Here is a 23,127-nt window from a genome sequence, read left to right as displayed (position 1 = left end):
ATAACACGCTGTTATTCAGTGTGATGGTCATCGCGCTAAGTATAGGGAAGACGTAAAGCTTATGTTCAAGGAAAAAAAAGCCAAGGATATTTCAGTGGCGGCCACCGCCATGCTGTGTGTCGCTGTCGTAACGCTGATAATGGTAAGTGGAGGGCTGGGATGGTGGCTCTTCAAAGCGAACCGGGTCCTGCAATGGGCGGTGATCCGCGAGATATCCCTGGTCTGTTTTATTCTCTGGGGACTGTTGCTCAGCATGCTGATGCTGGGATTTATTGTTTTCCGGCTATTAATCAAAGATAAAGTGGAGGGACAAAAACAGCCAACGCCGTCGTTATCCGCCAGGAAAAAACAGCGTTCCGCGCGGTTTAAGCCGCTGAAAGATCACCTCCACCGCCGCTACGGACTGTTCTGGCGCAATAAGGTCCGCCTGCTGCTGGTCACCGGCGAGCCGGCACAGATTGCCGCCATCGCACCGGGCCTTGCCGCAAAACAGTGGCTGGAAGGCAATCGCACGGTGCTGATCCACGGCGGCAGCCTGGCAACATCCATGGATGAAGACCGCCTCAGCGCCCTGCGTAAACTGCGTCGCCATCGTCCGCTGGACGGCATTGTGCTGGCGCTGGATGAGGCGCAGGCCAACCCCAACCAGCTTGATCTCAACCTGCGCACGCTGGAACAGGTGGGTGAGGCGCTGCATTACCAGCCCCCGGTGTATCTGTGGCAGGTGCGCAACAGTCTGTGGCCGCAGGTCGAGCGGATCACCCAAACCGTGGGGGCGCTGTTTCCGGCGCGTGCCGTCCCGGAGGATGTTGGCCTGCAGCTAAACGCCATGCTGCCGCAGCTTACTGCCCAGGGGATGCAGCAGATAGGTGAGCATCTGCAGCATGATTATCTGCTCCGCTGTGCCCAGTGGCTGAAAACGAGGGGAATTGCCCACTGGCAGGCGCTGTTAACGCCCTGGATGTCTGCGCATCGGCGGGTTCCGCTCCGGGGACTGATGTTCAGCCCGCCTTTAACGGCGGCTGAGAGCAAGCCCTCCGGCGTACACGAGCACCGTTGGGCGGCCCCGGCAGCCTGGCAGGGCGTCATGGATGATTGCGCCAAAGCCCGTGGCGTGCGGGTCGGTCTGCCGTGGGAGCATACGCTGAAAGTCTCGCTGCTGACGCTGCTTGCCCTGTGGGGGCTCGGCAGCGTGGTGGCGTTTGCCGTCAACCGGCAACACATCATGGCGGCCGCGGACCGCGCGCAGCAGCTGGTCAGCGCGTCGACGTTGAACGATCGGCAATTAATAGCGTTGCAGGCACTGCGTAACGATATCGGACGTCTGCAACACCAGCAGGAGCACGGCGCGCCCTGGTATCAACGTTTTGGTCTGAATCACAACGCCACGCTGCTGGCGGCGTTGATGCCGTGGTACGGACAGGTTAATAACCGACTGATTCGCGATCCGGCTGCGCTTGGTCTGATGCAAAAGCTGACCACACTGATTAACCTGCCACCGCGCAGTCCGCAGCGCTCAGCGCTGGCTAAGCCCGGTTACGATCGGCTGAAAGCGTATCTGATGATGGCGCATCCGGATAAGGCCGACGCGACGTTCTTTGCCCGGACCATGAAAACGACGGAGCTGCCACCGCCCGGGCTGTCGCCTGCGCTGTGGCAGAGTATCGCCCCGGATTTATGGGCGTTTTACATGCAGAACCTGCCTGCGCAACCAGACTGGAAAATTCAGCCCGATACCCGACGGGTGGCGCAGGCCCGGCGGGTGTTACTGGAGCAGATTGGGCAGCGCAATGCCGAGAGCACCCTGTATGAAAATATGCTGACTGACGTGCGCCGCAACTATGCCGACATGACCCTGGAGGACATGACGCCACAGACGGATGCCCGCCGCCTGTTTACCACCGATGACGCGGTGCCGGGCATGTTCACCCGCCAGGCGTGGGAGGGCGGGATTCAGGAGGCAATTGATAAAGCCGTGGCATCTCGTCGGGATGAAATCGACTGGGTCCTGAGCGATAACCGCAAAACGGTCACCAATGATATCTCGCCGGATGCCCTCAGGCAGCGCCTGACAAACCGCTACTTTACCGATTTTGCCGGGAGCTGGCTGAGCTTCCTCAACGGCATCCGCCTTAACCCGGCATACACGATTTCTGATGTTATCGACCAGCTTACCCTGACCGGCGATGTGCGCCAGTCACCGCTCATTGCGCTGATGAACACCCTGGCATACCAGGGGCAGACCGGGCAGCGGGGCGAGGCGATTTCTGATTCGCTGGTCAAATCCGCCAAAAAGTTGATCGCTAAAGGCAACCTTCCGGCGATTGATCAGCAGGCGGCGGGCCCAACCGGACCACTGGAAAGCACCTTCGGCCCGCTACTCACGCTGATGGGTAAAAACAGCGCCCAGAACCTGATGACCGCAGACAGCACCCTCAGCCTGCAGACCTGGCTCACCCGGGTTACCCGCGTGCGTCTCAAACTCCAGCAGGTGGCTAACGCTCCCGATCCGCAGGTGACGATGCAGCAGCTGGCCCAGACGGTTTTCCAGGGGAAAAGTGTGGACCTCACCGACACGCAGGCCTACGGCAACCTGGTGGCGGCCAGTCTCGGTGAAGAGTGGGCTCGCTTCGGGGAGACGATGTTCGTCCAGCCGTTGACTCAGGCGTGGGAAACGGTCCTGCAGCCGTCGGCTGCCAGCCTGAACGACCAATGGCAGCGTTCGATTGTCGCCAACTGGCACTCGGCCTTTGACGGTCGTTACCCGTTCGCTGCCGGTAAAAATGATGTTTCCCTGCCCATGCTGGCGGAGTTTGTGCGCAAGGACAGCGGGCGGATCGACCGCTTTCTGACCACGCAGCTGGGCGGCGTCCTGCATAAGGAAGGCAGCCGCTGGGTGGCGGATGAAACCCACAGCCAGGGACTGACATTCAGCCCGGCATTCCTCGACGCGGTAAACCAGTTGAGTCAGCTGTCAGACATTCTGTTTACCGACGGCAACCAGGGGATGGGGTTTGAGATGCAGGGGGTGGCGATGCCGGAGATTGTCGAAACGCAGCTGACGCTCGACGGTCAGAAGCTGCACTACTTCAACCAGCTGGCCGACTGGCAAAGTTTCCGCTGGCCGGGCGTTATCAATAAGCCCGGTGCGATGCTCACCTGGACCTCCACCGCTGCCGGAGCACGACTGCTGGCTAATCACAGCGGTGCCTGGGGCGCGATCCGCCTGCTCGAACAGGCAAAGCGGGAGAAAGTGAGCAATGGTCTGTTTCGCTTAACGCTGACGGCACCCGATGGCCGCCAGCTTCAATGGCTGTTGCGCACCGAACTGGGGGACGGCCCGCTGGCGCTGCTGAAACTGCGTAATTTCACGTTGCCAAAGGCGATATTCGACGTTAATGCAGTCGTTTATGCAGACGCCTTCCCACCAGCAGCGCCGCACACAGCATCAACGCAATAAACGCCCCCACGCCATCCCAGCCGTAGCGATGCCAGAATACCCCGCCGAGGGTACCGGCGATGCTGGAACCCAGATAGTAACTGAACAGATACAGCGACGAGGCCTGGCCTTTGGCGCGTCGCGCGCGCGGGCCAATCCAGCTGCTGGCGACCGAGTGGGCGGCGAAAAAGCCCGCTGAGAAGAGCAGCATCCCGGCAAAAATAACCCAAATATTCGCCAGCAGCGTCATCAGCACGCCCGCCAGCATAATGCCCGTCGAGGCCAGCATTACCGGGCCACGTCCATATCGGGTGGTCATTGCCCCGGCTTTTGGTGAGCTCCAGGTTCCGGTCAGGTAAGCGACAGACAGCAGGCCGACCAGCGCCTGGCTCAGATGCCAGGGTGAAAGCATCAAGCGGTAGCCAATGTAGTTAAACAGGGTGACAAAAGAGCCCATCAGCAGGAAACCGGTAAGGAACAGCAGCGGCAGGCCTTTATCGCGCCAGTGCAGGCGAAAGTTAATCAGCAGGGTTTTGGGCCGCAGGGCCGTCGGGCGAAAATGGCGTGACGCCGGCAGAATTTTCCAGAACATCAGTGCGGCAGCCAGCGCAAAACAGCCAATCACGGCCAGCGCTACCCGCCAGCTAAAGAAGTCAGTAAACACCCCGCTCAACAGCCGTCCGCTCATCCCGCCAATCGAATTGCCGCTGATATACAACCCCATTGAAAACGCCACAAAGCTGGGATGGATCTCCTCGCTGAGGTAGGTCATGCCGACCGCCGCCACGCCGCTCAGGGAGAGCCCAATCAGCGCGCGCATCACCAGGATCCCGTGCCAGCTGGTCATCATCGTCGTCAGTAATGTACAGATCGAGGCCAACAGCAGGGCGGTGACCATCACCTGCTTGCGCCCGATGGCATCGGAGAGCGGGCCGGTAAACAGCAGCCCGACGGCCAGCATCCCGGTAGAAACAGAGAGGGAAATACTGCTGCTGGCAGGGGTGACGCCAAACTCCCGGGAGAGCACCGGCAGGATCGGCTGCACGCAGTAGAGCAGGGCGAAGGTGGCCAGTCCGGCGGAAAACAGCGCCAGCGTGACGCGCATAAACTGTGGGGTACCGCGCGTGATCAGCTGAACCGGCTGCGGTGTGTTTGCCAGGGTTTCGATCTCGTCGGTCGCGGCGAGATCTGCGGACAGTGTACGACTCACGTAAATTCCTTACTTCAACATCCCCGTGATTTCGGGTGACGGGTATGACCACAAGGATCAGGGTAGGAAAATGTAAATATTCTGTCTAATATATTAATAATCTCAAATGATACTTTTAAAATATGAATATCGAACTGCGTCACCTGCGCTACTTTGTCGCCGTCGCTGAGGAGCTGCATTTTGGCCGGGCGGCGGCGCGGCTGAACATCTCCCAGCCGCCGTTGAGCCAGCAAATACAGGCGCTTGAGCTGCAGGTAGGCGCTCGCCTTCTGGCCCGCACCAACCGCAGCGTGGGGCTGACGGCGGCCGGGAAGCAGTTTCTCGCCGACAGCCGTCAGATCCTTGGCCTCGTGGATGAGGCGGGAGCCCGAGCCGCCAGGCTGCATCACGGCGAGACCGGCGAGCTGCGGCTGGGTTTTACCTCCTCTGCGCCTTTTATCAGCGCTGTGTCGGAGACGCTCTCATCGTTTCGTCGCCTCTACCCGGACGTGCATATCCAGACCCGTGAAATCAATACCCGGGAGCAGATTACGCCGCTAAACGAAGGTTCCCTCGACCTCGGCCTGATGCGCAATACGCCGCTGCCGGACACCCTGGCATGGCAGCGCATTCTGCGGGAACCGCTGCTGGCGATGATCCACCGGGACCATCCCCTGGCGGCCAAGCCGGTCGTTTCGCTGGCGGAACTGGCGCAGGAGCCGTTCGTCTTTTTCGACCCGCATGTGGGCACCGGTCTGTACGACGATATTCTCGGCCTGATGCGTCGCTACGGGCTGGCACCGGTGATTGCCCAGGAAGTGGGGGAGGCGATGACCATTATTGGCCTGGTGGCAGCGGGGCTCGGGGTGTCGATCCTGCCCGCCTCGTTCAGGCGCGTGCAGCTGAGTGAAATGCGCTGGGTGCCGATAGCAGAACCCGATGCCGTTTCCGAAATGTGGCTGGTGTGGCCAAAGCATCACGAACTCAGCGCAGCGGCACAGCGTTTCAAAATGCAGTTGATTACCGCCTCGCCGGGTGGCTAAACCCGAAAAAATGGGGGCAAAAATGTGCTGCAAATCACAAGCCTAAGTAAAAATTTGACGATGACTGTAGAAGTGCTTCACCATAGCCCACAGTTTATTTCGAAGCGCGAAAATAAGGGAGTAGGTGGTGGTTGCTGATAGTCAGCCTGGGCACATAGATCAGATTAAGCAGACCAATGCGGGCGCGGTATATCGCCTGATTGATCAGCTTGGCCCGGTCTCGCGTATCGATCTTTCCCGTCTTGCACAGCTGGCACCCGCCAGTATCACCAAGATAGTGCGTGAAATGCTCGAAGCCCATCTGGTGCAGGAAACGGAAATTCAGGAGCCGGGCAGTCGTGGCCGTCCGGCTGTAGGGCTGATGGTGGAAACCGAAGCCTGGCACTATCTCTCTTTGCGCATCAGCCGGGGTGAAATTTACCTCGCGCTGCGCGATCTGAGCAGCAAACTGGTGGTGGAAGACCGGCTCGAGCTGGCCCTGCACGCAGAACAGCCGCTCGAAATGCGGATCGTCGCGCTTATCGATCGGTTCTTTATTCATCATCAACACAAGCTGGAGCGTCTGACGGCTATCGCCATCACCTTGCCGGGGATCATTGATACCGAAAACGGCATTGTGCATCGGATGCCGTTTTACGAAGACGTCAAAGAGATGCCGCTGGGCGAAGTGCTAAAAAATCATACCGGTGTGCCGGTCTATATTCAGCATGATATCAGCGCCTGGACGATGGCCGAGGCCCTGTTCGGTGCCTCCCGTGGGGCGCGCGACGTGATTCAGGTGGTGATTGACCACAACGTTGGCGCCGGGGTGATCACCGACGGTCGCCTGCTGCATGCCGGGAGCAGCAGCCTGGTAGAGATCGGCCATACGCAGGTTGATCCTTACGGCAGGCTCTGCTACTGCGGCAACCACGGCTGTCTGGAGACCATTGCCAGCGTCGACAGCGTGCTGGAGATGGCGCAGGTGCGCTTAAGCCAGTCGATGAGTTCGACGCTGCACGGCCAGCCGCTGACCGTGGAGTCGCTTTGCCAGGCCGCCCAGCAGGGGGATTTGCTGGCAAAAGACATCATTACCGGCGTCGGCACCCATATCGGGCGCATTCTCGCCATTATGGTGAATTTGTTTAATCCGCAAAAAATTCTAATCGGTTCCCCGCTGAGCCAGGCGTCGGACGTGCTGTTCCCGGCTATCGCCGACTGTATCCGTCAGCAGTCCCTCCCGGCCTACAGTAAACACATCGCGGTAGAAAGCACCCAGTTTACCAATCAGGGGACGATGGCGGGCGCTGCGCTGGTGAAAGACGCCATGTATAACGGTTCGCTGCTGATCCGTCTCCTGCAAGGTTAACTGTTTTTTATAAATTTACTAAAAATTGCGCTATCTCAAGCTGAGCTGATAGCGCATGCCTTAGACTCCCTCTACTGAATTATTTCCTTGGCTTATATTTTCAAAGCATAACGGTGGAGTGAGTGATGCTTAAGCGTTTCTTTGTAACGGGTACTGATACCTCCGTCGGCAAGACGGTTGTATCCCGCGCCTTGCTGCAATCCTTAATGGCAGGCGGTAAAAGCGTGGCTGGGTACAAGCCGGTAGCCAAAGGCAGTAAACAGACCCCAGAGGGATTGCGCAACAAAGATGCGCTGGTGCTGCAAAGCGTCTCCTCCCTTCAACTGCCTTATCATGCCATTAACCCAATTGCGCTCAGCGAAGACGAAAGCAGCGTGGCGCACAGCGGGCCGGTCAATTACACCCTGCTGTCGAACGGTCTTGCCAGTCTGAGCGAGCAGGTTGATCACGTGGTGGTCGAAGGTACCGGTGGCTGGCGGAGCCTGATGAACGATTTGCGTCCGCTCTCCGAGTGGGTGGTGCAGGAGCAGCTTCCGGTTCTGCTGGTGGTCGGTATCCAGGAAGGCTGCATTAACCACGCACTGCTGACGGCGCAGGCCATCGCTAATGACGGCTTGCCGCTGGTGGGCTGGGTGGCAAACCGCATCAACCCAGGGCTGGCGCACTATGCTGAAATCATCAATGTGCTGAGCAAAAAGCTCCCGGGCCCGCTGGTAGGCGAACTGCCTTATTTGCCGCGCGCCGAGCAGCGCGAACTGTCGCAGTACATCGATTTAACGCGGCTCGGCCGCGCGCTCATCGTAGATCGCGTTCTGGCGTAACGCCCGCGATTTCACCAGGCTGGCGCTAGAGTCGAACTCACCGTTATCGGTTTTCAGCGCTTCCATATAGTCGGTGGGTGCATAGTTACGGCGGCGCAGATAAATTCTGCCAGGACCGCTCCCTCTCCTCTTTGGGGAGAGGGTTGGGGTGAGGGGAAACCTGCTGGCACTTCTGGTCGTTCCGTTCACATCAGGTTCTGGGGCATCGCGATTCCCTCAGCTAGTTCCTCCCGGCGCATCCCTGCACCTCGCCCCGGCCTTGCGAAAACGCTTCGGCGATTTTCAGCCGGACCACGCGTCCCTGTAGCCTGTTTAATCTTTTACAGCAACTTCATTGGCTTAAGGAAAAACGGCTTAATTGTCGCTAACGATATTCAGCGCCCGTCGCGTGCGGCCGGAGCTCAGGTACTCCGCAATATAGTCCTGCGAAATTTCGCCGTTATAACGCCCGTCCTCATCGACAATCGGCATCCAACTGGTGTTACTCTCATACAGTCGCGACAGCACCACGCGCAGGTTGTCTTCCGCTTTGCCGGTCATCCGGAACGGATGCAGTAAATCGGCGCAGGTACCGCTGGCGTGACGCGCCTCGCGACGCTTCACAAAGCCCAGCGGTTTGCCTTCGTCGTCCACCACGGTGATCGCGCGGATATCGTTATCGTCCATGGTGGCAAAGGCCTCCACAAGTGAGGTAGTGCTGCGCACCGTCAGGGTGGGCTGCTGGTCGGTCACGTCGCCTGCGGAGACCAGCAGCAGACGTTTCAGCGTGCGGTCCTGGCCGACAAACGACCCGACAAATTCATTCGCCGGTTTGGCCAGCAGTTCGTCCGGGCTGGCGCACTGGACGATTTTCCCCTGACGGAATACGGCGATACGGTCGCCCAGCTTCAGCGCCTCATCAATATCATGGCTCACCAGCATTACCGTCTTTTTCAGCTTGCGCTGCATCTCGAGGAACTGATTCTGGATCACCTCGCGGTTAATCGGGTCGACCGCACCGAAAGGTTCATCCATCAGCAGCACCGGGGGATCCGCCGCCAGGGCGCGGATCACGCCGATTCGCTGCTGCTGCCCGCCGGACATTTCGCGCGGATAGCGGTTCAGAAACTTATGCGGATCCATCGCCACCATATCCATTAGCTCTTCGGCCCGGCTTTTACAGCGCGCTTTGTCCCAGCCCAGCATCCGCGGTACGACGGTGATGTTCTCTTCGATGGTCATGTTCGGGAACAGGCCAATCTGCTGGATAACGTAGCCAATGTTGCGGCGCAGGGTCACGGTGTCCATGTCGCTGGTATCTTCGCCATTAATCAGGATCTTCCCGCTGCTGGGGGCGATCAGGCGGTTAATCATCTTCAGCGTGGTGGTTTTGCCGCAGCCGGAGGGGCCGAGCAGGACGCACATTTCCCCTTCAGGCACGTTCAGGTTGACGTTGTCCACCGCCTTCACGCTCTGGCCCTGCTTCTGTGAAAATTGTTTAGTGAGGTTTTCCAGTTTTATCATTATCGAATCCCTTTTGGAGTCAGAACGACCTGCAGACGATGCAGTAACGCGTCGAGCACAATCGCTAAAAGACAAATCATCAGTGCGCCAGCAATCAACATCCGAATATCACTCCCGCCGATGCCGTTCAGCAGCAGAAGTCCCAGACCGCCCGCGCCAATCACGGCGGCAATGGCCATCACGCCGATGTTCATCACCACGGCAGTACGAATACCCCCGAAGATCACCGGCAGCGCCATCGGGATCTCCACCCAGCGCAGCCGCTGCCAGAAGGTCATGCCGATGCCGCGACCCGCTTCACGCAGGCCGGGCGGCAGGCTGTCCAGCGCGGTATGGGTGTTTCGCACAATCGGCAGCAGCGAGTAAAGAAACACGGCGGTGATCGCGGGTAGGGCGCCAATCCCCTGACCGATGAGTGAAAACAGCGGGATCATCAGGCCGAACAGGGCAATAGACGGGATGGTCAACACCAGCGTGGCAATCCCCAGCACCGGCGTTGCCAGCCATTTATGCCGGACAATCAAAATGCCCAGCGGCACGCCAATAATAATGGCTAAGCCTACGGCCAGCGCCACCAGCCACAGATGCTGCAGCGTCAGGGTGAGCAGATAGTCCCCGTTATCAAGAATGTAGTGAATCGTCTCCATAGCGCCTCCTACAGCAGCTGCTTGCTATGCAGGAACTCACGAGCGACCTGCTGGGGTGACTGATGATCGATATCCACCTTCTTATTGAGCTCGGTGATAACGTCGTTACTAAGCTGGCTGGAGAGGGTGTTCAGCGCCTCCTCCAGACCGGGATTGGCCGCCAGCGTGTCTTTACGCACCACCGGGGTCACCGCATAGCTTGGGAAGAAGCCTTTATCATCTTCCAGCACTTTCAGGTCAAAGCCCTTCACGCGCCCGTCGGTGGTATAGATAAGACCGGCATCAACAAAGCCGTCGCGCACCGCGTTATAGACCAGTCCCGGGTCCATCTGGCGGATCTGCGGGCGGTCCAACGCCATCTTGTAGGCGGCCTGCAGCGGTTTCATCCCGTCGCTGCGTCCGCTAAATTCCAGGTCCAGGCCCAGCAGCCAGTTGTTATCCGGATCGGTTTTGCGCACCTGTTCAATTTTTGCCACCAGTTCCGACATGGTGTTGATATGTTCCGCTTCGGCGCGTTTACGCTGCATCGCGAAGGCATAGGTGTTGTTCATGTCTGCCGGATTGAGCCACACCAGGCCATGCTTTGCGTCCAGCCGTTTCACCGTTGCGTACGATTCCTCGGGCGACATGCGTTCGTTGATGTGGTTAAAGATGATCAGCGAGGTGCCGGTGTACTCCCAGGTCATATCAACCTGTTTGTTGATCATCGCGTTGCGGGAAATCACCGTCGCAATGTTGGTTTGCGGCTGCACCTGAAAGCCTTTCTTCTGCAGATACTGCACGGTCATTGCCGACAGAATGTGTTGCTCGGTAAAGCTCTTGGTCGCCAGAATCAGCGGCGCGGCGAGCGTCTGGCTGGAAAAGAGCGCGGCAGCGCACAGCGCCGTCAGGCTGGAGAACAGTCTCATAAAAGCTCCTTGTTATTGTTATTGTGCGAGATGTGGGCTCATCAGACGCCCCAACGCCGCCAGCAGCGTATCCAGAATTAAAGCGAACAGGGCGGTAGCGGCGGCACCGAGGATCAGCGTCGGGAAATCGTTCAGGTAGATCCCGGGGAAAATCAGCTCGCCGTAGCTGCTGGCACCAATCAGGAAGGCCAGCGGCGCAGTACCCACGTTTATCGCGGTGGCGATGCGGATCCCGGAGAGCATCACCGGCCAGGCGTTCGGAATTTCAACCTGACGCAGGCGCTGCCATTTGGTCATTCCGATGCCGTTTGCCGCTTCCAGCAGCGAAGATGGCACAGAGCACAGTCCGGCATAGGTGTTACGTACAATCGGCAGCAATGAGGCCAGGAACAGGGCGATGATGGCAGGCGTATCGCCGATACCAATCACCACCATCGCCAGTGCCAGCACGGCCAGCGGCGGCAGCGTGTTGCCGACGTTGAAGATTTGCATCACGTATTCGGCAAACCCTTTTGCCGCCGGGCGGCTCAGGAGAATACCGCTCGGGATGCCCACCAGCAGGGCAAAAAACATGGAGGAGAAAACCAGGATCAGATGCTGTTGCCCAAGATAGACAAGGTCAACCTGGCGGGCTTTGATCGTCTCAAGCCCAATTCCCCAGGTGAGGAGGGCAAGGGCCACGATAATTGCGCCGACAAAAAGCAGCGAACGTTTGAGTAATGGGTGCATTGCGGTGTGTCTCCCTGTACGCATGCGTTATAGCAACCACCGGTTGCCTGTTGTTATGCCATGATTCGGCAGGGGTATTTCAGCTATAGCAACGGAAAGGAAAGGGTTCCAGCGAAGCGGCAAAATCAGTAACCCTATGAATCCCGTGACAACTTAGGTTAAGCCTTATGGAATAAGGGCTGGATGAGGGCAGGCAGAATAGTCCTAAAGAGAAGCGCTAAAAGTGACACCGTAACGCAGGAGGGGCAACCCGCACGACTGGTGTGCGGGTTTGAGGAGGCTAAAGCATGCCGTTATTACCGTGACGTAAAAAGGCCGGGCGCTGATTCAAGCGTGCGAACCAGGCCTCAATTGCGGGTACAGCGGGATGGTCAAAGGGGGTCATCTTCCAGCGGTTCACCGATAACCCTAGCACCACGTCGGCGAGGGTAAACGTATCACCTGCTACCCACGCGTTGGTGCGTTGCAACTGCTGCTCGAGGATCGCGATGCAATGGTTCCACTCTGCTATTCCCGCGGCGATTCGGGTGGGATCGTTATAGTCCGGATTCTTGCGCCCCAGTGCCGGAAAGGCATAGCGCCAGGCGTTGTTAAATTCGCTGGCCTGCCAGTCCATCCAGCGTTCGACGTTGGCACAGTCCTGCGGTTCATGGGGCAGCAGATCGTCGCGCCCGGCAATACGTGCCAGATAGCGGCAAATGGCGTTGGATTCCCACAGAACGAAATCACCGTCAATCAGCACCGGCACCATGGCGTTCGGGTTTAAGGCGCGAAAGGCGTCCGTTTCTGTAGAGGCAAAGCCGCTGCCGTAATCCTCCTGCTGCCAGGAAAGATTTGCTTCTTCACAGGTCCAGAGCACTTTACGCACGTTGATCGAGGTGGTTTTGCCGAGGATAGTAAGCATGGTACTGGCGTCCTTTTGAAGGGGGAGATCTCAGCACAATACAGTAGTCATGGAGGGCGGTAAGGGCAAATTCTGGGGGGGGGGGGGAGGCGAGATCGCGCAGAGCAGTTAATGTGAGTCTGGCACTCCCCTTTATTCACATTCCGGGGAGTGCCAGTCCATCGTCCTACCTAAAATTAATGCACAAATAATGCAATCAAAATAATAATAGGGATCGGGACGCCGAGGAAAAATAACAGTAAAGAACGCATTTTATTCTCCTGAACAGTTACTGGAAATGATTATAAATCACGTTGGCGACCACCAAAGGTTGCACAGAGGCTGGCAATGAAGGCACCTGACAACAGTGAAACAAATGTCCATAACGCGAGGTAACTTGACGTTTTTCGCGCCTTATCGGCGGCTTCTTTTGCCTGCGCTTTGACTTCTTGCACCTTGGTCTGCGCTTTTGCGTAAATATTCTGTACCCGCTGTTCGGCCTCTTGTTGATTCATTCCCGTATTTTGCGCCACTAAACTGGCCACATATTTAAGGTCATCTGCCGGAAGTGCACCCGTATTAATGCTGTTCAGGAAAATGCCTGCGACCTCTGTTGATTGTTCTGGCGTAACAGGTTTCACCTGCGGTTGACCTGGTGTCATTGCGTCTGATGACGCAGCATCAGTGGGCTGTGCCGGGCTGGTGGTGGTTCTGAATAATGAATTAACGAAATAACCCATCGATGAGTTTGATTCACCGTTCGATGCACTGGCCATGCCCGTCATCGATAACGATGAGACACCGCCCGCGACCGAGCCTACGGCTTTTGCGCCACCGCCGATAATCGATCCAATTGCGCTGGTAAGTAACATAGCGGAGACGAGTGCTGCCACAGCCCATGCAAGGAATCCATGCGCTGTATCGCGGAAATAAACCTCATCAGTGTGCGTATCGACCCATTTAGACCGCAGTCGACCTGCCAGATAGCCCCCCATCCCGGATGCCGCAATTTGCGTGAACATGAGCCATGCAATTGTTGCGATGCCGATTGTGCCTGCATCCACCCCTTGATTTCCGTAGGGAGAAACTGAAGACAGTCCCAGGCCGACACCCAACATAAGTAAGAGCATGGCTAGCGATGCTGCGCCCGCTGCACCTGCAAATATAGCACCCCAGGAGACGGCACTACTGTTTGTGGTGGGAAGAGAGACGTACTGGTCAATATTCCCGCCCGCAACAGGTGTACGTTGAACCGGAGTATAATCACTTGTCATATCCAATGCCCCAATTAATAAAATCCGGAAAAAGCATGCCTGTAATAACTACGCGATCAATAGATGAAACAATCGCCTGGTTATAACGTGCATATTGTTGGTTTGATACCTGATATAAGAACTTCAGCCATAAAAATAGCCCGTTCAGATGATGTGCTAAATACTGTGGCATCACCATAACTCACTGATCTAATAGTAGTAGATTGTTTTCAATTAACCATTGGCAGCATGAAAAAAATTAATCATTTAAACCTAACTAATTGATATTAAGCATTTTGGCTTTTTTTCCGCGTCACTTTATGGGAGTGGTGTTTATTTACGCTCTGTGGGCGTGTTGTGCAGTTTAATTGCGCTTCGCTTGCTGTCGTATTATAAGAATACTCCTAAAGTACCGGGTTACTTGCGTATTAATAGTTGTTAATTGCCAGCGAGCCGCCAAAAAATAAAAAATGAAGCTAAGCTTATTCAGGCAATAACCTAATTTACCGAACCTAACAGGAGTTATACGATGAACGAAGATCGCATTAGCGGTAACTGGAAGCAGTTCAAAGGTAAAGTGCAGGAACAATGGGGTAAGCTCACCAACGATGATATGGATGTTGTAGAAGGTAAACGTGAGCAATTGGCTGGACGCATTCAGGAGCGTTACGGCTACACCAAAGAGCAAACAGAAAAAGAGATGAAAACCTGGGAAGATAACAATCGTTATAAATGGTGATCCCTCTGGCAGCCCCTTTCCGGGCTGCCCTCCTGCCTGCCCCACTTGTCACAAGCTATACATCACCAGCTGAACCCTGCCAGGGCCGGGAAAGGGGAGAGCGCCCGTTGTCAGGCACACTATCGTATCTTACTCCGGCTTGCTGCTCTGCACGTTTCCCATGTAACTTCTCACCTGCATCAAGCTTTCGGTCATGCGTAAATTCGCTTGTTTGAGCTTGTCAGCGCGCTGGCTGAGCGAGTTCATTTTTCCCCGGCTCTCTTCTAACGCGGTTTCAAGCTTGTCGACCTCATTGGCGAGCCGGGAAACCATTCTTAAAAGGAGTGCAACCCCGGCAACGACAAGCGCAATGAGCCACCATGACATAAACATGTAAGTCACCCTGAATGATTTCTAACGTACCTACATTTTTATTAGCGTGCGGGTTTAAAGCCATAATAGAAATGCATTAGATCGCGCGTGTTTGCGAGCCAGTACACACAAAAAATCAGCATCTTGTTGCAGGGGCGGATGAAAGCACCGTGATAGTGCATCTGCCCTCCCGCCTCTCACCAAAACAGGGATATTCGCGCGACGGATATCGATAACTCACTAATAAACAACGTAAATAAATTCTGGCACACGGCTTGCAACCCCTAAAAATGAAGGGCAGGGCACCACACAATTTGACAATGGCTGGCTAGGGTTCCGGTTCACGTGAGTGAATGGCTGGTCCAAGAGCTGGCGACCTCTGAGAGGTTACACGGCGGGACAAAAACCCGGGAGACAGCAGCACCAACGGTGTCGCGCTGCCCCCTAATTTTGGTCCACTCAGAGGTCAAGCATGAAGAAAACGCCACTACTCCGCACCCTTATCCTGTCGCTGGCGATGCTGGTCAGTCTCCCCACCTTTGCTGCCGTCAAAAAAGAGTTTAACGTCTGCTGGACCATCTACGCCGGGTGGATGCCCTGGGGCACCATCAGCAGTAGCAAAATCATTGATAAATGGGCCGACAAGTACGGCATCAAAATTAATGTCGTGCAGCTTAACGACTATATCGAATCCATTAACCAGTACACCGCAGGCCAGTTTGACGGCTGCACCATGACCAACATGGATGCGCTGACCATTCCGGCGGCGGGGGGCGTGGATACCACCGCGCTGATCCTCGGCAGCTACTCGGAAGGCAACGACGGCGTAGTGATGAAAGGCGAGGGCAAAACCCTCACCGACCTGAAAGGGATGAAAATCTACCTGCCGGAGCTGTCCGTTTCCCACTATCTGCTGGTGCGCGGGCTGGAGAAAGCCGGGCTGGCAGAGAAAGATGTCACCGTGGTCAACACGTCTGATGCCGATATCGTCTCGGCCTTCGCCACCGCCAACGTGCAGGCCGCCGTGGCCTGGAATCCACAGCTTTCTGTCATCAAAGCCACGCCAAAAACCACCGAAGTGTTCAGCTCTTCCCAGGTGCCGGGGGAGCTTATCGACATGATGGTGGTCAACAGCGAAACCCTGAAAGACAACCCGGCGCTGGGTAAAGCCCTGACCGGGGCGTGGTACGAAATGATGGGCCTGATGAAAGCCCAGGATGCTAACGCCCTGAACGCAATGGCGGCGGCGTCCGGCACCGATCTGGCGGGCTACCAGGCGCAGCTGAAAACCACCCATCTGTTCTACACCCCGCAGGACAACATCGCGTTTCTCACCTCGGCGGAGCTGGCGAAAACCATGCAGCGCGTGGCGTCATTCTCCTTTGATAAAGGTCTGCTCGGCGAGGGTGCCGAGAGCGCCGATTTTATCGGCATGCACTTCCCGGGTGATGTCACCCAGGGCGATGCCAGTAACGTGAAGCTGCGCTTTGACGACAGCTTCGTGAAAATGGCCGCCGCCGGCACGCTGTGAACACTGACGGAGCTTCCATGCGACAAATTAATCGCCATCCCACCCCTGGCATGCGGCTGATGCTGGTCATGTTGCCCTTCGTCCTGCTGCTGGCTGCCTGGTTTTTTGGCTCGGCGGTGCGGCTTGAGGCCAATCCCCAGGACAAGCTGCTGCCCGGTCTGCAACAGATGCTGGACGCGCTATCGCGGATGGCGTTTACCCCGGATAAACGCAGCGGCGAGTACCTGTTCTGGGTCGACACCCTGGTGAGCCTTGCCCGTCTGTTAACCGGGCTGGCGATTGCCTCGCTGATTGGTCTTTGCATTGGCGTCACGGCGGGGGTGTTCCCGCTGTGGCGGGCCTCGCTCTCGCCGCTGATGACCGTGCTGTCGATGGTGCCGCCGCTGGCGATTTTACCGGTGCTGTTTATCGTCTTCGGGCTCGATGAACTGTCGAAAATTATGCTGATTGTGATTGGCATTACCCCGATGCTGGCCCGCGACCTTGAACACCGCGCCTGTGAAATTCCGTCGGAGATCCTGATCAAAGCCCAGACGCTGGGGGCGAACAGCTGGACCCTGGTGCTGCGGGTGGTGCTGCCGCAGCTGCTGTCGCGCCTGCTCACCTCTCTGCGCCTGCTGCTCGGGTCGGCATGGTTATTCCTGATCTCGGCAGAAGCCATCTCCTCGACAGCAGGGCTGGGGTACCGCATTTTCCTCGTGCGCCGCTATATGGCGATGGACGTCATCATCCCGTATGTCCTGTGGATCACCCTGCTGGCCTGGCTGATGGATCTGGCCCTGCGCCAGCTCCACAAACGCTGTTTCCCGTGGGCGGAAGGAGGCAAAGCATGAGTTTTATCACCATCAACAATATCTGGCAGGAGTACGGCGACCACGTGGTGCTGGAGCGCCTGAATCTGCAGATTAACGAGGGCGAGTTTTGCTCGATGGTCGGCGCATCCGGCTGCGGCAAATCGACCTTTCTGCGCCTGCTGCTCGGGCAGGAAGCGCCCAGCCGTGGGTCGATTACCCTCGACGGCCAACCGCTGCGCGCCGAACCCGACAGCAGCCGGGGCGTGGTGTTTCAGCGCTATTCGGTTTTCCCGCACCTCAGCGTGCTGGATAACGTGGCTATTGGCCTTGAACTGCCGCAATCCCCGCTGTTTGGGCGACTTTTTGGCGCGAAAAAACGCGCCGCGCGAGAACAGGCCGCCCAGATGCTGGAAAAAGTCGGCCTCGGACACGCGCTGGATAAATACCCAGCGCAGCTTTCCGGCGGGATGCAGCAGCGCCTGGCCATTGCCCAGGCTTTTATCACCCAGCCTCGGGTCCTGCTGCTGGATGAGCCGTTTGGCGCCCTCGATCCGGGGATCCGCAAAGACATGCATGCCCTGCTGCTGCAGCTGTGGAGCGAAACCCGGATGACGGTGTTCATGGTCACGCACGATCTCTCCGAAGGCTTCAACCTCGGCACCCGCCTGCTGGTGTTCGACAAAGTGCGCCTCGACCCGCAGGCCCCAAATGCCTTTGGTGCGCGCATTACCTATGACATTCCGCTCAACGAGACACGGCTCTCCGCTCTGAGCGGTTCGGCTCCCGATAACGTTTATGCATTAAGGGGATAAACCTGTGAACACGACAACTTTACGCGATGCGGTCCTGCCGGGCGGCGGTCATCTCTCTTTTGTGCTCAAACGCGGGCAGATCCTGCGCATGACCGACATCGAAGGCGGGGCTAACGTCAGCCTGATGATGCTCAACCCGCATGAAAAAAGTGAACGCCTGAATCTGCCGGACACCCTGAAAGGCCAGCACACCGCGCGCCTCACCGCCGGGCACTGTTTCTATTCCGATATGGGCCGGGTGCTGGCGGGGATCGTCGAGGATACCTGCGGCTGGCACGACCCCTTTGGCGGGGTGCTCAACGCCGCTGAAGTGACGGAAAAATACGGCCAGGGGCGCTATCAGGAGTTACGCAACAGTTTCTTCCGTAACGGTACCGACAACCTGCTGGTGGAGATGGGCAAGTGGGATCTCAATCTTGAAGATCTGCTGATGGTGGTGAACTTCTTCAGCAAAGTCTCGGTAAATGACGACGGGGCGTTCTGCTTCCACCGGGACCATTCCCTGCCGGGCAGTTACGTAGAGCTGTTCGCCCCGATGGACGTGCTGGTGGTGATGACCGCGCTGCAACACCCGATGGACTCGTCCACCGAGTATGCCCCGCGCCCGGTACAGCTGAGCTGGCGGCAGGCAGAAGACGAACAGGCGGCCATCAACGCGCTGCTGACGCGACCGGAAAACGACCGCGCGTTCGCCAACACTCAACGTTTTGCCCTGTAAGGAGCCACCCATGACTCAACTTAATGCACAGCAGGCCAGCTTCCGTCACGTGATCCCGGCGGGCGAACCCTACCTGTTTGAAGTCAAAAAGGGGCAGACCCTGCGCCTGCTCGATCTCGAAGGCAACCAGGCGGTGGATACGCTGTTTTACAATGCCGATAACCCGCGCGAACGCTACGACGCCCAGCGCACCCTGCGCCGTCAGAACAATGCCTACCTCACCCGGGGCAGCGTGCTCTATTCCAACCTCGGCAACCCGCTGCTGACCATTGTCGATGATACCTGCGGGCGTCACGACACGCTCGGCGGCGCCTGCGCCCAGGAGAGCAATACCGTGCGTTACTCGCTCGATAAAGGCTATATGCACAGCTGCCGGGATAATTTCCTCTGCGCCTGTCTGCACGATGGCCGCCTGCAAAAGCGCGATATCGGCGCCAACATCAACTTTTTTATGAACGTGCCGGTTACCCCGGAAGGCGGGCTGACCTTTGCCGACGGCATCTCTGCGCCAGGGAAATACGTCGAGCTGCGCGCGGAGTGCAACGTCATTGTGCTGATCTCCAACTGTCCGCAGCTGAACAACCCCTGCAACGGCTGGAACCCGACCCCGGCGGAGGTGCTGGTATGGAACTGACCCCCACCTGCTGGCAGCGCCTGCGCCAGAGGCTGTACCGCCTGTTTGAAGTGCGCGCCGGACGGATCCTGCCTTAACGCTTTTTTCCCCATGGACGACCATGCGGTGAATCAATTTTCGGCGGGACGACCCGCCACGATTGAGCCTTTACTATGTTGACGAAACTCCTGATTGCGAACCGTGGGGCGATTGCCTGCCGTATCCTGCGCACGCTGCGCGCCATGAACATTGGCGGCGTGGCGGTCTATTCCGAAGCGGATATCAGCAGTCTGCATATCCGCGAGGCCGACGAGGCCCTGAGCCTGGGCGAGGGCCCGGCGGCGAACACCTATCTGGTCAGCGAAAAAATGATTGCAGCGGCGCAGGCAAGCGGCGCGCAGGCGATCCATCCAGGTTACGGCTTTCTCTCGGAGAACGCCGCCTTTGCCGAGGCCTGCGAAGCGGCAGGCATTGCATTTGTCGGCCCCACGCCGGAGCACCTGCGTCTGTTTGGCCTGAAGCATACCGCCCGGGCGTTGGCAAAAGCGCACGGCGTGCCGATGCTGGAAGGCACCGAACTGCTGGCCGATGTGGCAGAAGCGCTGCAGGCGGCGGAGCAGGTTGGTTATCCGGTAATGCTGAAAAGCACCGCGGGTGGGGGCGGGATCGGCATGCGCGTCTGCGCCAGCGCCAGCGAACTGAGTGAGGCCTTCGACGCGGTGGTGCGGCTGGGGAAAAACAACTTCAGCGATGCAGGCGTATTTATTGAGAAGTACATTCAGCGGGCGCGCCATCTCGAGGTGCAGCTGTTTGGCGACGGCAAGGGAGAGGTGATTGCTCTTGGCGTGCGCGACTGTTCCGTCCAGCGGCGTAACCAGAAAGTGCTGGAAGAAACCCCGGCCCCCAACCTGCCGGATGGGATGGCGGACGCCCTGTGTGAAGCGGCGATCAAGCTCGGCAAAGCGGTGAACTACCGCAGCGCAGGCACCGTCGAGTTCGTGTATGACACCGACGCCGCCCGATTTTACTTCCTCGAAGTGAATACCCGTTTGCAGGTCGAACACGGCGTCACCGAGCAGGTGTGGGGCGTGGATCTGGTGCGCTGGATGATTGAGCTTGCAGCGGGCGATCTGCCGCCACTGGCCGCCCTGCGCGACGGCCTGACGCCGGTGGGTCACGCGATTCAGGCCCGCGTTTACGCAGAAGATCCCGGTCGTCAGTTCCAGCCGTCACCGGGCCTGCTGACGGAAGTGGTATTCCCGGCGAATGACCGCCGAACGCTGCGCATCGACAGTTGGGTGGAGTCCGGCTGCGACGTGCCGCCGTTCTTCGACCCGATGCTGGCGAAAATTATCGCCTGGCAACCTACCCGCGAGGCGGCCATTGCTGCCCTGCACGCCGCGCTGGGCGACACCCGCCTGTACGGGGTGGAAACCAACCGTAGCTATCTGCAGCAGATTCTGACCTTCGCGCCTTTCGCCCGCGGCGAACCCTGGACCCGCTGTCTGGAGGGGCTAATCTATCAAGCCTCGACCCTGGAAGTGCTGAGCGCGGGCACGCAAACCACGGTCCAGGACTACCCCGGACGTATTGGCTACTGGGCGGTCGGCGTCCCGCCTTCCGGGCCGATGGACAGCCAGGCGCTGCGTCTCGGTAACCGCCTGCTGGGCAACGACGACAGCGCTGCCGCGCTGGAAATCACCCTCAGCGGCCCGACGCTGAAATTCAACTGCGAGGCGCAGCTGGTGGTGACCGGGGCAGATATTGACCTGACACTGGACGGGGAGCCGCTGGCAACCAACCGCGTCTTCCGCGTGCAGAGCGGGATGACGCTGCGGATGGGCGATATTTCTGGCGACGGCGTGCGCAGCTATTTGTGCCTGCGCGGGGGCTTTAACGTTCCGGATTATCTGGGCAGCAAAAGCACCTTTACCCTCGGGCAGTTTGGCGGCCACGCCGGACGCGCGCTGCGTACCGGTGATGTGCTGCACATTTCGCCGTTAACCTCGGCGTGCAGCGAGGCGGTATTACCGCTCGCGTTACGCAGCAACCTGAGCCCGGTGCGTACCCTGCGGGTGATTTATGGCCCGCACGGCGCGCCGGAGTATTTCACCCCGGCGTACATGCAGACCTTTTTTGCCACCGACTGGGAAGTTCACTTCAACTCCAGCCGCACCGGCGTGCGCCTGATTGGGCCGAAACCCGAGTGGGTGCGCGAGAGCGGCGGCGAGGCGGGGCTGCATCCGTCGAACATTCACGACAACCCGTATGCCATTGGCGCGGTGGATTTTACCGGGGATATGCCGGTGATCCTCGGCCCGGATGGCCCAAGTCTGGGCGGTTTTGTCTGCCCGGTGACCATCATCGAGGCTGATCTACCCGCGGTCGGACAGCTGAAGGCCGGGGATAGCGTGCGCTTTGTGGCCGTGGATATCGCCACCGCCCGGCGACTGGCGCAGGCGCAGGAAGCGCAGATCACTCATCTGCAGCCGCAGACGGTGGCGTGGCAACCGGCGGAGCTGGCCTCGCCAGTGGTGCTTGAACAGGGGCAGGGCGATAAACGGCTGGTGGCGCGACTTTCGGGCGACACCCACCTGCTGCTGGAAATCGGCGATCCGGTGCTGGATCTGGTGCTGCGTTTTCGCGCCCACGCCCTGATGCAGGCGCTGGAGGCGCGGGCGTTTGACGGCGTTATCGATCTGACCCCGGGTATTCGCTCCCTGCAAATCCACTATCGACCGGAGGCGCTGAGTCTGGCGAGCCTGCTGGATGGCGTTGCGGGGCTGTGGCAGGACGTTTGCGAGCAGGATTCGCTGGAGGTGCCGTCGCGCATCGTCTGGCTGCCGTTATCCTGGGACGATCCGGCCTGCCAGAAAGCCATCGACAAATACATGACCACCGTGCGTCGGGACGCGCCCTGGTGCCCGAGTAATCTGGAATTTATCCGCCGTATTAACGATCTGGCGAACGTCGATCAAGTCTACAAAACGGTGTTCGACGCCCGCTATCTGGTCATGGGGCTGGGGGATGTGTACCTCGGCGCACCGGTGGCCACGCCGCTCGACCCGCGCCATCGGCTGGTCACCACCAAGTACAATCCAGCGCGCACCTGGACGGCGGAAAACTCGGTCGGTATCGGCGGGGCTTATCTGTGTGTGTACGGCATGGAAGGGCCCGGGGGGTATCAGTTTGTTGGGCGCACGCTGCAAATGTGGAATCGCTATCACGCGGTGGAGGATTTTGGCGGTAAACCCTGGCTGCTGCGCTTCTTCGATCAGATCCGCTTCTACCCGGTGTCTGCCGACGAACTGCTCACCATTCGCCGCGACTTCCCGCTGGGGCGTTATCCGCTGCGCATCGAACACACCACCCTGAAACTGGGGGAGTATCAGCAGTTTCTTGCTGATGAAGCGTCGGGCATTGACGCGTTTCGCACCCATCAGCAGGGGGCGTTTAACGCCGAGCGCGAACGCTGGATCGCCAACGGGCAGGCGCATTTCGACAGCAGTGAGGTGCTTACCGACGAGGGCGAGGACGCCCCGCTGCAGCCAGGACAGGAAGGCATCGACAGCCCGGTGTCCGGCAATCTGTGGCAGGTGAACGTCGAGGTCGGTCAACCGGTACGCGAGGGCGAGGTACTGGTGGTACTGGAATCGATGAAAATGGAGATCCCGCTGGTGGCCAGTCGGGACGGGGTGGTAAGCCAGGTGCGCGTCCAGCCGGGATCCTCGGTGCGGGCGGGCCAGTGCGTGGTGGTGCTGGATAAACCCGCCTGATCGAAACGCAGCCAGGGGTTTACCCTGGCT

19 protein-coding genes and 1 riboswitch are annotated in these 23,127 nt (G+C 58.4%); of the genes, 11 read left to right on the top strand and 8 right to left on the bottom strand.

The genetic code is table 11. The features are described from left to right. Window positions 1-61 precede the first annotated feature (61 nt). Window positions 62-3,460, top strand: coding sequence for an ImcF-related family protein (locus M8014_RS17655; protein WP_271283691.1), 3,399 nt, complete (start codon window positions 62-64; stop codon window positions 3,458-3,460). Here M8014_RS17655 and M8014_RS17650 read toward each other — a convergent pair. After that, window positions 3,396-4,649: an MFS transporter gene (locus tag M8014_RS17650; protein ID WP_418939616.1), complete on the bottom strand. Its 1,254-nt coding sequence runs from the start codon at window positions 4,647-4,649 to the stop codon at window positions 3,396-3,398. The two genes, M8014_RS17655 and M8014_RS17650, sit on opposite strands and share 65 nt — an antisense overlap. 122 nt (window positions 4,650-4,771) lie before the next feature. Here M8014_RS17650 and M8014_RS17645 point away from each other — a divergent pair, with 122 nt between their 5' ends. From M8014_RS17645 to bioD, 3 genes are all read left to right on the top strand, one after another. Then, entirely contained in the window at window positions 4,772-5,671 is a 900-nt protein-coding gene (locus tag M8014_RS17645) for a LysR family transcriptional regulator (protein WP_271283690.1), read from the top strand. A 127-nt stretch (window positions 5,672-5,798) separates the two neighbouring features. Then, window positions 5,799-7,019 carry a sugar metabolism global transcriptional regulator Mlc gene (mlc, locus tag M8014_RS17640; protein ID WP_271283689.1) on the top strand — a complete coding sequence of 407 codons (1,221 nt, stop codon included), beginning with the start codon at window positions 5,799-5,801 and terminating at the stop codon, window positions 7,017-7,019. Between the two features lie 125 nt (window positions 7,020-7,144). After that, window positions 7,145-7,840 carry a dethiobiotin synthase gene (bioD, locus tag M8014_RS17635; RefSeq protein ID WP_271283688.1) on the top strand — a complete coding sequence of 232 codons (696 nt, stop codon included), beginning with the start codon at window positions 7,145-7,147 and terminating at the stop codon, window positions 7,838-7,840. Between the two features lie 354 nt (window positions 7,841-8,194). On the opposite strand, the gene osmV is transcribed toward bioD, so the two are convergent. From osmV to M8014_RS17605, 6 genes are all read right to left on the bottom strand, one after another. Continuing rightward, window positions 8,195-9,343: an osmoprotectant ABC transporter ATP-binding protein OsmV gene (osmV, locus tag M8014_RS17630; RefSeq protein WP_271283687.1), complete on the bottom strand. Its 1,149-nt coding sequence runs from the start codon at window positions 9,341-9,343 to the stop codon at window positions 8,195-8,197. Next, complete coding sequence (gene osmW, locus M8014_RS17625; RefSeq protein WP_271283686.1) at window positions 9,343-9,990, bottom strand: osmoprotectant ABC transporter permease OsmW; 648 nt, start codon at window positions 9,988-9,990, stop codon at window positions 9,343-9,345. The genes osmV and osmW overlap by 1 nt, the downstream gene beginning before the upstream one ends. 8 nt (window positions 9,991-9,998) lie before the next feature. Then, the gene (gene osmX, locus M8014_RS17620; protein ID WP_271283685.1) at window positions 9,999-10,898 is read right to left on the bottom strand and encodes an osmoprotectant ABC transporter substrate-binding protein OsmX; all 900 of its coding nucleotides are present in this window, start codon (window positions 10,896-10,898) and stop codon (window positions 9,999-10,001) included. Between the two features lie 18 nt (window positions 10,899-10,916). Next, window positions 10,917-11,627 carry an osmoprotectant ABC transporter permease OsmY gene (gene osmY / locus M8014_RS17615; RefSeq protein WP_271283684.1) on the bottom strand — a complete coding sequence of 237 codons (711 nt, stop codon included), beginning with the start codon at window positions 11,625-11,627 and terminating at the stop codon, window positions 10,917-10,919. A gap of 280 nt (window positions 11,628-11,907) precedes the next feature. Further along, a complete protein-coding gene (locus M8014_RS17610) occupies window positions 11,908-12,531 on the bottom strand; it encodes a glutathione S-transferase family protein (RefSeq protein WP_271283683.1) in 624 nt (207 codons plus the stop codon). Between the two features lie 281 nt (window positions 12,532-12,812). Continuing rightward, window positions 12,813-13,784: a hypothetical protein gene (locus tag M8014_RS17605; protein WP_271283682.1), complete on the bottom strand. Its 972-nt coding sequence runs from the start codon at window positions 13,782-13,784 to the stop codon at window positions 12,813-12,815. A 508-nt stretch (window positions 13,785-14,292) separates the two neighbouring features. Here M8014_RS17605 and M8014_RS17600 point away from each other — a divergent pair. Further along, window positions 14,293-14,502: a CsbD family protein gene (locus M8014_RS17600; RefSeq protein ID WP_271283681.1), complete on the top strand. Its 210-nt coding sequence runs from the start codon at window positions 14,293-14,295 to the stop codon at window positions 14,500-14,502. A 129-nt stretch (window positions 14,503-14,631) separates the two neighbouring features. Here M8014_RS17600 and M8014_RS17595 read toward each other — a convergent pair whose 3' ends face one another. Next, the gene (locus tag M8014_RS17595) at window positions 14,632-14,874 is read right to left on the bottom strand and encodes a hypothetical protein (RefSeq protein WP_271283680.1); all 243 of its coding nucleotides are present in this window, start codon (window positions 14,872-14,874) and stop codon (window positions 14,632-14,634) included. A gap of 296 nt (window positions 14,875-15,170) precedes the next feature. After that, window positions 15,171-15,269: riboswitch (guanidine-I (ykkC/yxkD leader) on the top strand. A 56-nt stretch (window positions 15,270-15,325) separates the two neighbouring features. Here M8014_RS17595 and M8014_RS17590 point away from each other — a divergent pair. The 6 genes from M8014_RS17590 (at window position 15,326) to uca (ending at window position 23,097) form a co-directional block, all read left to right on the top strand. After that, on the top strand, window positions 15,326-16,384 hold the full coding sequence (locus M8014_RS17590) for a putative urea ABC transporter substrate-binding protein (protein ID WP_271283679.1): 1,059 nt from the start codon (window positions 15,326-15,328) through the stop codon (window positions 16,382-16,384). Between the two features lie 17 nt (window positions 16,385-16,401). Continuing rightward, a complete protein-coding gene (locus M8014_RS17585; RefSeq protein WP_271283678.1) occupies window positions 16,402-17,217 on the top strand; it encodes an ABC transporter permease in 816 nt (271 codons plus the stop codon). Beyond that, window positions 17,214-17,990: an ABC transporter ATP-binding protein gene (locus M8014_RS17580; RefSeq protein WP_271283677.1), complete on the top strand. Its 777-nt coding sequence runs from the start codon at window positions 17,214-17,216 to the stop codon at window positions 17,988-17,990. The genes M8014_RS17585 and M8014_RS17580 overlap by 4 nt, the downstream gene beginning before the upstream one ends. A gap of 4 nt (window positions 17,991-17,994) precedes the next feature. Then, entirely contained in the window at window positions 17,995-18,708 is a 714-nt protein-coding gene (locus M8014_RS17575; RefSeq protein ID WP_271283676.1) for an urea amidolyase associated protein UAAP1, read from the top strand. Between the two features lie 10 nt (window positions 18,709-18,718). Beyond that, window positions 18,719-19,342, top strand: coding sequence for an urea amidolyase associated protein UAAP2 (locus tag M8014_RS17570; protein ID WP_271283675.1), 624 nt, complete (start codon window positions 18,719-18,721; stop codon window positions 19,340-19,342). 152 nt (window positions 19,343-19,494) lie between these two features. After that, window positions 19,495-23,097: an urea carboxylase gene (gene uca / locus M8014_RS17565; RefSeq protein ID WP_271283674.1), complete on the top strand. Its 3,603-nt coding sequence runs from the start codon at window positions 19,495-19,497 to the stop codon at window positions 23,095-23,097. Window positions 23,098-23,127 lie beyond the last annotated feature (30 nt).

The organism is Silvania hatchlandensis (genome assembly GCF_025564065.1).
GTDB lineage: Bacteria > Pseudomonadota > Gammaproteobacteria > Enterobacterales > Enterobacteriaceae > Enterobacter > Enterobacter hatchlandensis.
The sequence above is the reverse complement of the archived record's forward strand: the minus strand, read 5'-3'. Positions and strand labels throughout refer to the sequence as shown.